Below are 13,496 nucleotides of genomic sequence, written 5' to 3'. Positions count from 1 at the left end.
ATGAGCTCTTTGCTGGTTCGAGCCCAAATCGAAGCAGCGCAAGGCTGCCAAAGCCTTGCGACACAAGTGTCGGATGGCTTTGGCGGACGCCGCGAACTTCGATTTGGGCGCGAATCGCTTCGCGACAGGTCCCATTTTTCGAGGAACTGCGTTTGCCAAATGGGACAGGGCCTCGGCCCAGCCGCCATTTGGCCGCCTTGTTCTTCGAAAAATGGGTTCCTGCCAGCTTTGAGCTCATTCAAAGAGACGCCCTTGCCGATCAGCTAGTCGTAGAGCCAGAATCGGCGGCTTTCGATCTGGTACTGCTTGGCTTGGCGCTGCCAAAGAGTGATGTAGCCGCTGACGTTGGCTTGTTCGCCTTTGGTCACGAGTTGGTTCCACCAGCTGCTCGAGCCAGTGTGCTTGTTGAAGAGGGTCGCTTTGGAGTCGGTGGCGGCGGCGAAGGGATTGCCTGCTTCGAACTTTGCGGTGAGCTGCATCATGTAGAAGCTGAGCTCGGTTGGGCGCCAGGTTTTCCAGTCGGTCACGCGGATGTAAAGCCCGGTGCCTTGCTTGGTTTTGCGTTTCGTGAAAGCGATGCCGGGGATGTTGCAGGCTTTGAGTTCCGCGTGGAGCTTGTCGATATCCATCGCTCCGTAGCGAAGGCAGCGGAAGGGATATTCGGAGCCGATGCCGTGCTTGAAACCTCCGAGCTGCGCCCCGAGGCCCGTCATGGGGTAGCCGACGACAGATTCAAAATCCGGGATGAAAGGGGAAGTGGGAACCCACTTAAGTCCGGTTTGCGGCCAGCTCATGTAGCGATTCCACCCTTCCATTGTAATGACCTTCAGGTCGCCGTTCAGGCGTTGCGACTCGGTGACTTGAAGTATTCCGGGAGTGGATACGGCCATGCGTGCTAACTCGCCAATCGTGAGACCGTGGACGTAAGGGACGCGGAATGCGCCAACGTAGCTTTGCCACTTCGCTTCCATGGGTGGGCCGTCCACCTTGAGACCGCCGAGCGGGTTGGGGCGGTCAAGAATGATGACTTCCTTGTTGTTTTCGAAGCAGGCTTCGATGGCGAGCTTCATGCAGCTGACGAAGGTGTAGCTGCGGGTGCCGATGTCCTGCAGGTCGACGACGAGCGTGTCGATGTTACGGAGCATCTCGGGCGTCGGTTTACGGTACTTTCCGTAAAGCGAGTAGACGGGGAGTCCGGTGCGGGTATCGACTTTATCGAGAACGGGGACGTCGGCTTTTTCGTTGCCGTAGATTCCGTGTTCAGGACCGAAGAGGGTAGTGAGATTGACGGCTCGGGCGGAATGCAGGACTTGGATGGTGCTGACCCCGTTGCGGTTCACGCCAGCTGGGTGGGTGAGTAGGCCGACTTTTTTGCCGCGAAGTTCCGCGAAGCGGTTGGCTTCGAGAACGTCGATCCCGAGCTGTACCTTTGATCCGGTATTGGAATATTGGGCACTGGCGACGAATGGCAGGAAGCAGCAAACGAACGCGAGAATTAGCGTGAGGGGGGAAGGCTTAGTTGGTTCACTCCGCATGAAGGTGGCGAAATTGGAGCGCCAGAGCGGATTGGGCAAACCTAACTTTTAAGCATCCGCTTAACGTTTACGCTCTTGTTGAGGCGTTGGAAGAAGAAGAAGCGGAACAGGAGGTCGATAATGAAGCCGAAGATGAGCCCGACGACGAAGCCGCCGACGACGAGGTTGTAGGTGCCGGCCACGATTCCGGGGTGTGGGTCTGGCAAGTGCCAATTGTCGACGAGCCAGCCTCCGAGCTTTGCGGTGAAGATGTAGATGGGGACGGCGGTGAAGATGTTGGTTACCAGCTGGACTCCCATGATGACGAGGAGGTTCGCTCGCAGGGCGAGGGCGAGGAAGAAGGCGATGACGAACTGGAAGCCGAGGATGGGCTGGAAAGCGATGATGCTGCCGAGATAGATGGCCATGCGGACCTCGCGTTCCCCGAATTTCCAGAGGTGAGGGGTCTTGCGTGCGGCGGAGGCGAAGTTCTTCAGGATGGGCCAGCGGTGCAGTGTGGCGCGTCGCGGAAGGGGGCGAAGGATCTGCTTTGCTCTACGGAACCGGGTGTGTACGCGCGTGCGATGCTCTTCATCGTGATGCGTGTCTGGTTCCATGGTCATCATTTTAAGCGGTGGTTTTTGGGAGAGGGGGCTGGCACGGGCAAGTAAATCTGGGTGCCCTTGGTGTATTTTTACTTAAAACTGTTAAGGTGTGTCGTCCTCTCGTTACCTCCGTAAAATACTCGACGGTTGGGGTGAATCCTTGATTGGGGAAGATCCCTTTCGTCGAAAATTGACGGAAACTGCGGTGATTACTGAGAGAAGTGGGACCGGATCGCGGCCTGGAGGTTCGCTTCTGTTTGCAGGAGAGCCTCGGCCAGCGGGAGTTCGGGCGGCGAGATGGCTCGGGCTTGTTTGGCCAGTTTGGGATCCGGCAAATCGCCGAGGCTGCCTGCGAGCACGAGGAGTTCCTTGTTTTGCTGGAGGGCGTGCTTGGCTAGGGAACCGGGGCCTTTGCCTTGCAGGGAGGAGGCGTCGAAGCGGCCTTCTCCGGTCATGACGAGGTCGGCGGCGGCTAGCTTTTGGTGCAGGTTGGACCAGGCGAAAACGAGTTCGGCGCCGGGTACCAGTTGCCCGCTCAGACCGAGCATCAGACCGAAGGCGGCTCCTCCTGCGGCTCCGGCTCCTGGCGTATCCATGCTTTGGATTTCGGAATGGGTGGCTTGGCAGAGCAGGGTGGCGAGTCGGTGCATTTCGGCTTCGAGGGAGTCGAAGTCGGTTGGTTCGAGCCCTTTTTGGGGGCCGAAAATGGCAGTGGCTCCGTTGGGGCCGAGCAGCGGGTTTTCGACGTCGCAGGCGACGCGGATGGGGAGCGTGATGGGAGAGTCTGGAGGAGCGATGCGGTCGATCTCGCTCCAGGTGGCTGGCGTTGGAAGGGGATCGAGGAGACTTCCGTCGGAGCGGAGGAGCTGGTAGCCGAGGGCTTGGAGGGCTCCGATCGCGAGGTCGTTGGTGGCGGATCCGCCTAGGCCGATGAGGATGGCTTCAGCTCCCTGTTTCTGGGCGTGGGCGATGGTCTGGCCGAGCCCGTAGCTCGTGGTGGTCCATGGGGAGCGTTCTTCTGGCGGGACGAGGGCGATTCCGCTTGATTGGGCGAACTCGACGATGGCAAGCGTTTGGGTTTCGGGGGGGAGATCGAGTTGGCGTTGGGCGGCTGGTGTGATGTTGGTCGTTTTGACGATTCCGTAGGTCGCTTCGGTTTTCTTGCCGAGAGGGCCTTGAACTTGGCAGCTGTGGAAACTGCCTTGGCAAAGTCGGGTAAGGGTATCGCAAAATCCGTCGCCTCCGTCGGCGAGAGGGGAGGTGGTGAGCGTCCAGGCGGGCTGGACATCTGCGAGGGCGTGGGCCGCGGCTTCGCAGACTTGGTGGGCGGAGAGGGCGTCCTTGAATTTGTCGAAAGCGATGAGGGCGGTTTTCATGTCGGCCCGCAGTGCAGCGAGTTATGCGCCTACTTGGCTTGACGCTCGAAAATGAGCTTCTGCCTACGGCTTGATTTCGAGTTCTTCCTCGACCCCGACGACGCCTTTGGTGAAGACGGCGATCTCGATGGCCAGTTGTTTGGTTTCTTCGTCGGGCACGCTGCCGGTGAGGGTGACGACCTGCTCTTCCACGGAAACGGAGAGGGCGTCGCTTGCGATGCGCTTCTCGAGCTTAAATTGGCCCATGATGGCGAGGGCGATGGTGGCGTCGATGCCGCTCTCGATTCCCTGCTCGATGTGAGGCTTGGCGTTTTCGGCTGCCTCGTTGATCTTTTCTTTCACCTCTTCGGCGATTTCCGCCGCCTTTTCGACGCCTTGCTCCACGAGATCCTGCGGTTCTTCTGCGGGCGTTTCTTGGGTTTCTTTCGCTTCCGCTTCGGGTTCTTGAGGTTGGAGTGGCTCGGGTTTGGGAAGCGGTTCCGGGGTTGGCTCTTCGGCTGCGGTCTTGGAGCCTGCGTTTAGTTCTTTGCTAGCGACTTCGAACATGGCGGGTTCTGGCTCGTCGCTTGCCAGCTCGGGTTCGGCGACTTGGAGGGGTTCGGCTTCCTCTTCGCTGAAGAGGCGTTCTTTCGCGTCCTTGATCTTGGTGTAGGCTTCTGGGTCGGAGAAATAGTTGTTGATGAACAAGCCGACGAAGATGCCGAGAATGAGGGCGACGAAGAAGGTTTTCATTGGGAGGAAAGCGCTTGGGAGGTGGAGAGTTGAGTGTGGAAGTTCGCCCAGGCAGGAGGCTTGTTCAACCACTTCCTGTTAAGTCCGTGAATTTTGCTTGGGGTTCCGGGAGGAAGAGCGGGGAGGGGATTGTGGAAAACGAAGGTGAGAAGAGTGTTGCTAGGGGTGAGCGGTCCGTGTGTTTTTGGCGGATTGAAAAACGAGCGATCAGATTCACCTTGGAGAGGAAATGAGCGGGGCGGTGGCCGAGGACCACGCGAGAGACGAGGGCCGCGGGGACGTCCACGCTCGGGGTCGCGCGACGGCCGGCCGCGTCGTGAAGGGCGGCCTAGGAAAGAGGAGGATGCCAAGCCAGAGATCATCCGGACGGCTCAAGGCGATCAATGGCTTGAGCCTGTCTGCGGCGTGCACGCGGTGGGCAGCTTGTTTCACTGTAAGCCGTTTATTGTGGAGCGGCTCTATTTCTCGGCAGAGCTCGCTCCGATGTTCGGGGAGATCTGCAAGTTTTTAGCCAAGGAGAAGAAGGCCTACAATCAGGTTGACGACGCGGAGTTGGCTCGAGTGGGCAAGACGCGCGACCATGGTGGAGTTGTGGCGATCGCCCGGCGTCGTAATCCGGAAATGGCGACCAGCAAGGCGGCCGAGTATTGGGCGAAGGAAGGTATGCCGCTTCTCATCGTGGACGGGGTGAGCGATCCGGCTAATCTTGGCGCTTTGGCCCGAACGTCCGCTTATTTTGGCGTGGAGAAATTCTTGATCGCCTCGTCCCGCAAGCAGGCTCGACCAAACCCGCTTTCCTACCGCGCGGCTCGTGGCGGGCTAGACATGGTGGATTTGCGACTTGTGGAGAATGTGCCCAGTTTTCTGAAAGGGATTCGCAAGACCTATTTTGTGGTGGGCGTCGACGTGGAAGCTCCGCCGTTGCCGGAGCATCTAGCGATCTGTCCGGAGGAGGACGTCGACAAGCCGGTTGCGATCGTGATCGGGAACGAGGAGGCGGGACTGCTGGATTCGACGAAGCAGGAGTGTTCCGCTCTGGTGGGAATTCCCGGAAGCGGGGCGATCGATCGACTGAACGTGGCCACGGAAGCGGCTTTGCTTCTGCAGAAGTACTTGGTCGAAGCGTAAGGTTTTGTGAATACGGTGGCTGTCGATCTGGAGGATGCTCTCGCGGAGGTGGATGCCTTTGCTCTGACGCTCGATGCGGAGGCGACGCGGTATTGGCAGCTGCATCGCAAGCGCTTTGCCTGGATGGCTCGTTTTGCGGGTGAGCGGTTGGCGTCAAAAAGCGAGCTGCGTATTTTGGATGTAGGGAATTCGTTTCAAACGGTTTTGCTCAAAAAGACGTTTCTGTATTCGGAAGTGGATACGATTGGCTTTTTGGATCATCGTTTCTCTGCGGGAGAGGCATCTGTCCATTACGAGATGGATTTGAACGATGCGTACTGGCCGGAGCGATGGCCGGAGTTGAGGGGCGAAGGGTATGATCTGATTCTCTTCGCTGAGGTGATCGAACATCTGTATACCTCGCCAGAACAGGTTTTGAACTGCCTGAAATCGATGCTGCGATCCGGTGGGCGAATCTTGGTGCAAACGCCAAATGCCGCGGCCTTGAAGAAGCGTTTGAAATTGTTGTCAGGAAAAAATCCCTACGAGCTGATTCGGCTTGATCGTGGCAATCCGGGGCATTTTCGCGAGTTGACGGTGAGCGATTTGCGTCGTTACGCGAAGCTGTGCGGCCTGCAGGTGGAAGGGGTCTGGATGGATAGCAATCTAGTGGACGGGAAGCGGTTTGATCGGGTGTGCGATCGGATTTCCCGTTATCTGCCGGGACCGCTTAAGGGCGGCATCAGCATGAGTTTGCAGATGTAGCTGAATTGGCTACTTGCGAGTGACCAGCTTTTCCTTCTTCAGGTTTTTGCCGAAGTATTTCGATGCGATTTTGTAGAGGTCTTCCAACTGGGTGACGGTGTCTTCTTCGCGCAAGTTGTTGTAGGTGGTGCGTACTGCCCACAGCTGTTCCGGCTTTTGGCCTTCTTTGACTTTGTCGAAGCTCCAGGCTGAGACTTGAAAGGTGATGGGGCGGATGGTGGCGATGAGGGTGCCATCTCGGCCTTCTTTGAATTCTGCTCCGTCGGTTCCTTGTTCGGCGAGGTCGATGATTTTTCCGTCGGGCCCGAGGATGCTGGGGAGGTCTGAGTTTTGACTGCTATTTTGGGCTTGAGCGACTTGGTTGTAGCGTCCGCCGCCGAGGATGGCGGCGTAGTTTTTGGTGCTTGCCGAGTTCGAGTAGTCGATTTGTCCGCGTTCCTTGATTTTGATCTCGGTTTCGAAGGCTTCGTGCGTCTCGAATTTTACGTTTACGAAAATGACGGCGGCGCTCTCGTCGGCGACGATTGGGTATCCCATCTTGCGGAGCGTAGCCTCGATGTTTTGAGGGATTTGGGAATCTTCAATTGTCTCGAGGTCAGCGCCTTCCGGGAAGACGATATAGCAGGGGGCGTCGGTTTGGATCTGTTTTTGGGAAACGGATTGGACCACGACCTTAGTCTTGGCGACTGGTTGGGCCTGCAATGCGATGTTGCCGAAAAATAGGATGATGGTGGCAAGTATGGGCGTGGCTTTCTTCATGGCGGACGCAAAGAAGATACGCGTTTTCCGTCTGAAGGCAATCGGTAATGCCTAGTGGCTGGCGAGGGGCAGCTGGTAGATTTCTACATCGAGCCAGCGTTCGAATTTGTAGCCAACTTCCTTTAGGGTGCCTGCATGTTGGAACCCGATCGATTGGTGTAGGTGGATGCTTGCTTCGTTTTGCGCGTCGATGAGCCCGAGCATCTGATGGTGGCCTTGCTCTTTGGCTCGTTGGATTAGTTCGACCAGCAAGGTTCTACCGAGTCCGTTTCCTCTGTAGTCGCTATGGACATACACGGAGTGCTCAACCGTGTGCAGGTACGCGGCTTGGGGGCGGAAGCGACCGTAGGTGGCGAAGCCCATGAGCTTCTTGTCGCTGGACTCTAAGCCGACGACTGGGAGGTTTCCTTCGTGCTTAGCGGCGAACCAGGAACGCATGTCGTCGAGGGTTCGCTCCTGATAGTCGTAGAGTGCGGTGGTGTGGGCGATGGCGTCATTGAAGATCTCCAGGATCGCTGCGCCCTGTTGCTCGAGACTGCACTCTACGAAACCGTTCACGATGCGGGCAGGGTTTGTGGCTGGGTGACGAACAGGGAGTAGAAAATGTAGGTGTTCATGGCCAGGTTGAAGCCGGCGTGCGCGGTGATGGGGATCCAGATGGAGCCGCCTTTCTGTTTGAGGTAGCTGAATGCGAGGCTGCTGACCAGCATGAGCCCGAACCAGATGGTCCCGGCGGTGGGCATGAATTCGATCCCGTTGTACCCGCGATAGACTCCATGGTGCACGAGGTGGACGAGGGCGAAGAGCGTGGCGGAGAGGAGGGCGCATTGTGGGGGCGACCAGCTATCTCGTTTCGATTGCTCGATCATTCCGCGGAAAAAGATCTCCTCTCCGATGGGGCTGGCGATGATGGCGGGGATGGTGAAGATGATGTAGGCGACGTGGCGATCGAGCAGGGCGATCCGCTCGTCGCTTTGGTAGGTGTAGGCTACGCTGACGAACCAGTTTTGCTCTCCTTTGCCGTAGAGGGCGAGGCCGAGGAAATGGCAAAGGCTCGCCAGGACGGCTCCGCTTAGGAGGGCGACCAGTATCCACTTTAGGGCGATCTTTCTACCGAATCCGATCTGTTCGCGACCGTAGTTGCTGAGGAAGAGGAAAGGCAATAGCCACATGAGGACGAAGCCGATCATGATCGGTGGTCCTTGAAAAAGGTCGCTGCCGAAGTACCCGTAGATTCGGAGACCGGCCAGCAAGACAAATAGGGTCAGTACCAGAACGAGCGGCGAAAGGCCGAGACGTTGCCAGGCGGCGGCGAGGTCGAGTGGAGCTCTTGGTTGAGGCATTTAGGCAGAAAAGACGCGGGCCGAGGCCCGCGTTTGTTGGAAGTCGTTCGCCGTGCTCGATCAGTGTTAAGCCACGGCGTTGTGTAGGCTTGTCCTACTGGCCAGCGGCGCGGCGTTGGGCGGCACGGCGGGTGTTGTTGACGTGGTTGCGCTCGGGGATGTCGACCGAAAGGAATGCGCTGATGCTTTCCTTGCGGCGATCGGTGATGAGCTCGGTTGGAGCGGAGCGGCCCGCCTGGGCGGCTTGAGCTTCCATTTTTGCGGTCGCTTCGGCGATGGCGGCTTCGCGAGCGGCTTGGATCTCGGCGGCCTTGGCTGCTTCGGCGGCTGCGAGCTGTGCTTCTGCTGCCTTGACCTTGGCTGCTGCATCCTTGGCTGCTGCGGTGCGAGCGGCTTCTGCGGCTGCGAGCTCCGCTTCGAGTTCGGCCTTGGACTGATTGATTTCCTCTGTTTGTGAGTTGAGATTCTTCACGAGGGCGGCGAGACGGGCCTTCTCGGCCTTGTCGCGCTCGACCTGGGCGGTGAGTTCGGCGCGGCGAGCGGCTTCTGCTTCGGCAGCCTTGTCGGCGGCGGCCTTTGCTAGCTCGTTTGCGGCGGCGAGTTCTGCGGCGCGCTTCGCTTCGGATTCTGCGCGAGCCTTGTTTTCTGCGACTTGAGCTTCGAGCTCAGCGAGGCGTGCGAGTTCTTCTTCGCTAGGACCTTTTGAGCAGCCGCCGAGTAGAGCGAGGGCCGCGATAGAGAGTGTGGCAAGAGTGATAGGGAGTTTCATAACCTTGTTATTGGGTGTTATTTAGCGGCAGCTTGGAGTGCTTCATGGTGAAAGTCGATAGCTGTTGTTGGCTTGAGGGGAATTCGTGGGATTTACGGAGGTTTCGCCAGAATTGTTCAGGGAATGCTTTGCTGCTTGGTGTTTAGGTTTTAGTGCTTCGGTGTTCCGATGGCCTTTTCCGTATCCCTTCCTTCAAACAATATAGAGTTCGCCCCATCCTTTATGGAATTGTCAGCCCGACGTTTTTTCCTCCTGTCTTTGACCCTGTTTTTCTTGGCTTGTTCAAGCCGGATTGTGGAAGCCGCCTTTACAGACGTTTCTAATGCGATCGGGATCAGCTATTTGCATTCGGAAAAGAACGACCCGGTCAACAACCATGGTGGCGCGGCGGTCGTCGATGTGAATGGGGATGGGCATTCGGACCTGATTTTTGCCCGCTACGAGCAAGCTCCTTTGCTTTTCGTGAACGATGGGAACGGGGCGTTCACGGATGAGACTGCGGCCAGAGGTTTGTCAGGCGCTACGGATGCGGCTGCTTTCGGGGCGGCGGATTTCGACAACGACGGGGACCAGGATCTGTTTATGACGGTCCATGAAGGGGACCGGTTCTATCTCTACATCAACGATGGAGCAGGTCACTTCGTCAACGAGGCGGCGAATCGTGGGGCTGACTTGGTGGTGACCGGGCAGGACCACAAGGGATATAGCGTGGGGATCGTCGACTACGATTTGGACGGCTATTTGGACATCTATATTAGCGAATGGGGTGTCGAGGTGGACAGCGAGCGGGCTTTGCATTCCGCGTTGCTGAAAAATCGCGGCTCGGAAGCTCCGGGCCATTTCACGGTTGCGACGGAGGAGGCGGGATTGCTGCAGCCGGCGAAGTCGACTACTCAGAATGGGTTCGCGTCAGGATGGGCGGATTTCGATGGGGATACTTGGCCGGATTTGGCTTTGGTTTCTGACTACGGTAAAAGTCAGATGTATTGGAACGATGGAGACGGAAGCTTTACGAATACGACTGAGGCGTCTGGTGTCGGGTTTGACGAGAATGGCATGGGGGTGGCAGTCGCGGACTACGACAACGACGGGTTGCTCGATTTCTATGTTTCTTCGATTTTTGACGAGTATTCCAACAACAAGAATGGAAGTCATTCCGGTAATAAGTTGTATCGGAATAATGGGGATAGGAACTTTCAGGAAGTTTCGGTTCCGTCGGGGACGAGTCGTACTGGTTGGGGTTGGGGCGCGTCTTTCTTTGAGTATGACAATGACGGGTTTTTTGACCTCGCAGTTACTAACGGGATGCCGATCGCGGAAGGGGCGGATCGGAACACGACCCCTTATGCGGATGCAGATGATGATCCGACTATTCTATTCAGGAATCTAGGGGACGGAACCTTTAATGATGTGACGAATGGGTCTGGCGTCGCCGATGTACGTTATGGAAAGGCGTTGCTTGTGCTCGATTGGGATTCGGATGGGGATGAGGATCTCGTGGTGGTGAACTCGCACTCTGATCCTGTTTTTTACGAGAGTGATGCGGCGGCGGGCGACAATGACTGGATTCGTTTTACGTTTAGCGGAACCCGTTCGAATCGAGATGGGGTTGGGACGTCGGTGAAGGTGACGGAAGCGGGCGTAACGCGTCACCTTTATTACAATCCCAGCAATGCGTATATTGGCCAGCGGGAAGCGGCTTTGCACTTCGGCTTAGGGAATTCGGACGGGACGATCGATACGGTGGAGGTGAAGTGGCCGACGGGGCTGGTTCAGACTTTGACTGATGTATCCGCGAATCAGGTACTGGAGTTGGTCGAGCCCGATGACGCGCCGACTCCACCGCTCTTCTCGCAACAGCCTGTCCCGGCATTAAGCTATGCGTTTGGCGATCCACTGATGCTTGAAGTGGAAGCGATTGGGACGCCAGCTCCTGTCTTTGTATGGGAAAAGGACGGAGAGACGATCGAGGGCGAGAGTTCGCCGCGCTTGCATTTGAAGCGTGTCGTTCCTTTCGACACGGGAACTTATCGCGTGAAAGCGGTGAATGCGGGAGGAGAGGTCTACAGCGATGAAGTCGAGATCACTTTGGATATGGACCTCGAGGCTCAGTCGGTGGCTCGCTGGTGGAACGAGTTTATGCTGGAAGCGATCCGCAAGGATTTTCCGGATCCGACGAAGCATGGCCGCAATCTCTATCATGTTTCGGCGGCTATGTGGGATGCTTTTTGGGCTTATGAAGAAGAGGCTTGGTCGCGTGCGAAACCGATGTTTCACCAAGAGGACGTTTCGGAGTCGGATTGGGGTGGTGATCGATTGGCGGCTCAGCGTGAAGCGATTAGCCATGCAGCCTTTACTGTATTGAAAAAGCGTTACACGGGGAGTCCGGGAGAGGAGCGGTCGCTTTCTGGTTTTCGTTGGTTGATGGAGCAGTTGGGTTTCGATCCGGATGATGTCGGAACTGAAGACCAGTCTCCTGCGGCTGTGGGCAATCGGATCGGTGTTGGAGTATTGGAGGCAAATTATGACGACGGTTCGAATGAGTTGAATGATTATGTGGATACGAGTGGCTACGAGGCGGTGAACGATTCGCTTGTGCTCGAACTGTCCGGGGCCTCGATGGACGATATCAATCGTTGGCAGCCGCTTGCTTTCGATTTTGCGATCTCGCAGAACGGAATTCCGTTGGGGGCGTTGGTGCAGGATTTTCTGGGGGTCAACTGGCGTGAGGTGAAGGCGTTCGCCATGGATAAGCCGACCTCCAACACGATCGCTTTCGATCCAGGGCCGCCTCCGCTTTGGGATACCGAGTCGCACGAGGAATTTATCGATGCGGTGGTGGAAGTGATTTTGTTTTCATCGTATTTGGATCCCAATGACGAGACGATGATCGACATCTCTCCGGGGGCTCGTCTGAACAATCGTTTGGCGACGAATGATGGCATCGGGCGTCCGCTAAATCCTGTGACGGGAGTGGAGTACGCGGAGAACAAGGTGAAGCTCGCCGACTATGGTCGCATCCTCGCAGAGTATTGGGCGGATGGTCCCGCCTCGGAAACGCCGCCTGGGCACTGGAATTCGTTGCACAATGAGATTTCGGATTATCCAAATTTCGAGCGTCGTTACATGGGCAAGGGGGACGAGCTTTCGAAGCTGGAGTGGGACGTGCGCGCTTACCTCGCTTTGAATGGAGGGCTTCACGATGCTGCGGTGGCGGCTTGGACGCTTAAGGCTCAATACGATTATTCGCGGCCGATCTCCATGATTCGTGTATTGGCAGGGCTGGGACAATCGTCCGATGAGTCTAAGCCGTCCTATCACGAGAAGGGGATTAAGCTGGTGCCGGGCTTGGTCGAGGTGGTTACTGACGAGAACTCTGCGGCTGGGCAGCCGCTTGAGCATTTGGCGTCGCACGTGGGCAAGATCGCCATTTACGCCTGGGCGGGCGAGCCGGACGACGCTCATGCGGAGGTCGGCGGTGTGGACTGGATTCTGGCGGAGGACTGGTTTCCTTATCAGAGGAGCACTTTTGTGACGCCGGCGTTCGCTGCCTATGTTTCAGGGCATAGTACGTTTAGCCGGACGGGTGCGGAGATCATGACCCTTTTGACGGGTAGTCCGTTTTTTCCGGGCGGGATGGGCGAGTTTCATTTTCCGAAGGGCGGGTTCTTGGAATTTGAATACGGCCCGAGCGAGGACGTGACGTTGCAGTGGGCGACTTATTACGATGCGGCGGACCAAGCCGGAGTGTCGCGTTTGTACGGAGGGATTCACGTTCGGGCGGATGATTTTATCGGTCGGACATTGGGGGCTCGCGTAGGGGTCGAAGCGTTTTTGCGAGCTCATCAACAGAGGCATGCCAATGCGGCGAGTACCGGGCTGATCAAGGAGATTCGCCACCTGTCGACGGCTCCGAAAGGATCGATGGTACGTTTCGAGTCGGCTGGGGACGCTTTGCCGATGCGTGTTTTGCACTCGCTCTCGGACGAGAGTTTCAGCGACGCGGACGGGCTCTATTTGCGCTTCTCGCGCGATCCGCAAGCGGACGGAGTGGCGGCGGGTACGCACGGATACGCAGGGGTTGGTTCAATGAAGGGAGTGGACTTGCAGGTGGAGGTTTCGGAAGGGGAAACGCTTTCGGTTGAGATCGAAGTCGAAGTGGATGAACCGGTGCTGGTTCTTTCTACGGTGGAGGGCGCGACTCTCGGTTCCGGCGTGGCCGACACATTAGTAAGAGTGTTTGCTGTTGCGGAGAACGGAAGTGAGACTGAAGTGGCGAGCAACGATGATTGGTTGGCCAACGACACGTCCTCCCAGGCCGAGGTTCTGTTTTTAAGGGAGTCTACGGAAAACGTTCTTCATGAGAAGGATGCGGCGGTCTCTGTGGCTCTTTCTTCGGGCGTTTACCGATTTGAGGTGGAAGCGCTCTCGGGGTCTGGGACCATCGTTTTAGGGGTTTGGGGACAAGGTTGGCGGGAGTAATCGCGACGCGGCGGAATCTCGCTGGTTTTACCTGAAAAAAAATG

Annotated in this window: 11 protein-coding genes; 3 read left to right on the top strand and 8 right to left on the bottom strand. The window is 57.1% G+C overall.

Annotation, left to right across the window (positions count from 1 at the left end):
* Positions 1 to 263: 263 nt before the first annotated feature.
* The 4 genes from JIN87_RS15705 to JIN87_RS15690 all read right to left on the bottom strand — a co-directional run bounded on the left by JIN87_RS15705 (position 264) and on the right by JIN87_RS15690 (position 4,227).
* Positions 264 to 1,574: a DUF1343 domain-containing protein gene (locus JIN87_RS15705; protein ID WP_200356538.1), complete on the bottom strand. Its 1,311-nt coding sequence runs from the start codon at positions 1,572 to 1,574 to the stop codon at positions 264 to 266.
* 2 nt (positions 1,575 to 1,576) lie between these two features.
* A complete protein-coding gene (locus JIN87_RS15700) occupies positions 1,577 to 2,140 on the bottom strand; it encodes a DUF2062 domain-containing protein (protein ID WP_200356537.1) in 564 nt (187 codons plus the stop codon).
* A gap of 188 nt (positions 2,141 to 2,328) precedes the next feature.
* Positions 2,329 to 3,495, bottom strand: coding sequence for a glycerate kinase family protein (locus tag JIN87_RS15695; RefSeq protein ID WP_200356536.1), 1,167 nt, complete (start codon positions 3,493 to 3,495; stop codon positions 2,329 to 2,331).
* A gap of 63 nt (positions 3,496 to 3,558) precedes the next feature.
* Entirely contained in the window at positions 3,559 to 4,227 is a 669-nt protein-coding gene (locus tag JIN87_RS15690; RefSeq protein WP_200356535.1) for a BON domain-containing protein, read from the bottom strand.
* 192 nt (positions 4,228 to 4,419) lie between these two features.
* Between JIN87_RS15690 and JIN87_RS15685 the strand changes: the two genes are divergently transcribed.
* Positions 4,420 to 5,355 (top strand): TrmH family RNA methyltransferase, encoded by a 936-nt coding sequence (locus JIN87_RS15685; RefSeq protein ID WP_234033438.1) that lies wholly within the window; start codon positions 4,420 to 4,422, stop codon positions 5,353 to 5,355.
* A 6-nt stretch (positions 5,356 to 5,361) separates the two neighbouring features.
* Positions 5,362 to 6,099 (top strand): class I SAM-dependent methyltransferase, encoded by a 738-nt coding sequence (locus JIN87_RS28820; protein WP_200356533.1) that lies wholly within the window; start codon positions 5,362 to 5,364, stop codon positions 6,097 to 6,099.
* A gap of 9 nt (positions 6,100 to 6,108) precedes the next feature.
* On the opposite strand, the gene JIN87_RS15675 is transcribed toward JIN87_RS28820, so the two are convergent.
* From JIN87_RS15675 to JIN87_RS15660, 4 genes are all read right to left on the bottom strand, one after another.
* On the bottom strand, positions 6,109 to 6,858 hold the full coding sequence (locus tag JIN87_RS15675) for a hypothetical protein (RefSeq protein ID WP_200356532.1): 750 nt from the start codon (positions 6,856 to 6,858) through the stop codon (positions 6,109 to 6,111).
* A gap of 51 nt (positions 6,859 to 6,909) precedes the next feature.
* Positions 6,910 to 7,416, bottom strand: a complete 507-nt coding sequence (locus tag JIN87_RS15670) for a GNAT family N-acetyltransferase (protein ID WP_200356531.1) — start codon at positions 7,414 to 7,416, stop codon at positions 6,910 to 6,912.
* On the bottom strand, positions 7,413 to 8,201 hold the full coding sequence (locus tag JIN87_RS15665) for a CPBP family intramembrane glutamic endopeptidase (protein ID WP_200356530.1): 789 nt from the start codon (positions 8,199 to 8,201) through the stop codon (positions 7,413 to 7,415). The genes JIN87_RS15670 and JIN87_RS15665 overlap by 4 nt, the downstream gene beginning before the upstream one ends.
* A gap of 94 nt (positions 8,202 to 8,295) precedes the next feature.
* Positions 8,296 to 8,970 carry a hypothetical protein gene (locus tag JIN87_RS15660; protein ID WP_200356529.1) on the bottom strand — a complete coding sequence of 225 codons (675 nt, stop codon included), beginning with the start codon at positions 8,968 to 8,970 and terminating at the stop codon, positions 8,296 to 8,298.
* Positions 8,971 to 9,192: 222 nt separating this feature from the next.
* Between JIN87_RS15660 and JIN87_RS15655 the strand changes: the two genes are divergently transcribed.
* Positions 9,193 to 13,452, top strand: coding sequence for an FG-GAP-like repeat-containing protein (locus tag JIN87_RS15655; protein WP_200356528.1), 4,260 nt, complete (start codon positions 9,193 to 9,195; stop codon positions 13,450 to 13,452).
* Positions 13,453 to 13,496 lie beyond the last annotated feature (44 nt).

It is taken from the genome of Pelagicoccus mobilis (assembly GCF_016595505.1).
GTDB lineage: Bacteria > Verrucomicrobiota > Verrucomicrobiia > Opitutales > Opitutaceae > Pelagicoccus > Pelagicoccus mobilis.
Note: the sequence above shows the minus strand (reverse complement) of the source record. Positions and strands in the feature narration are given on the sequence as shown.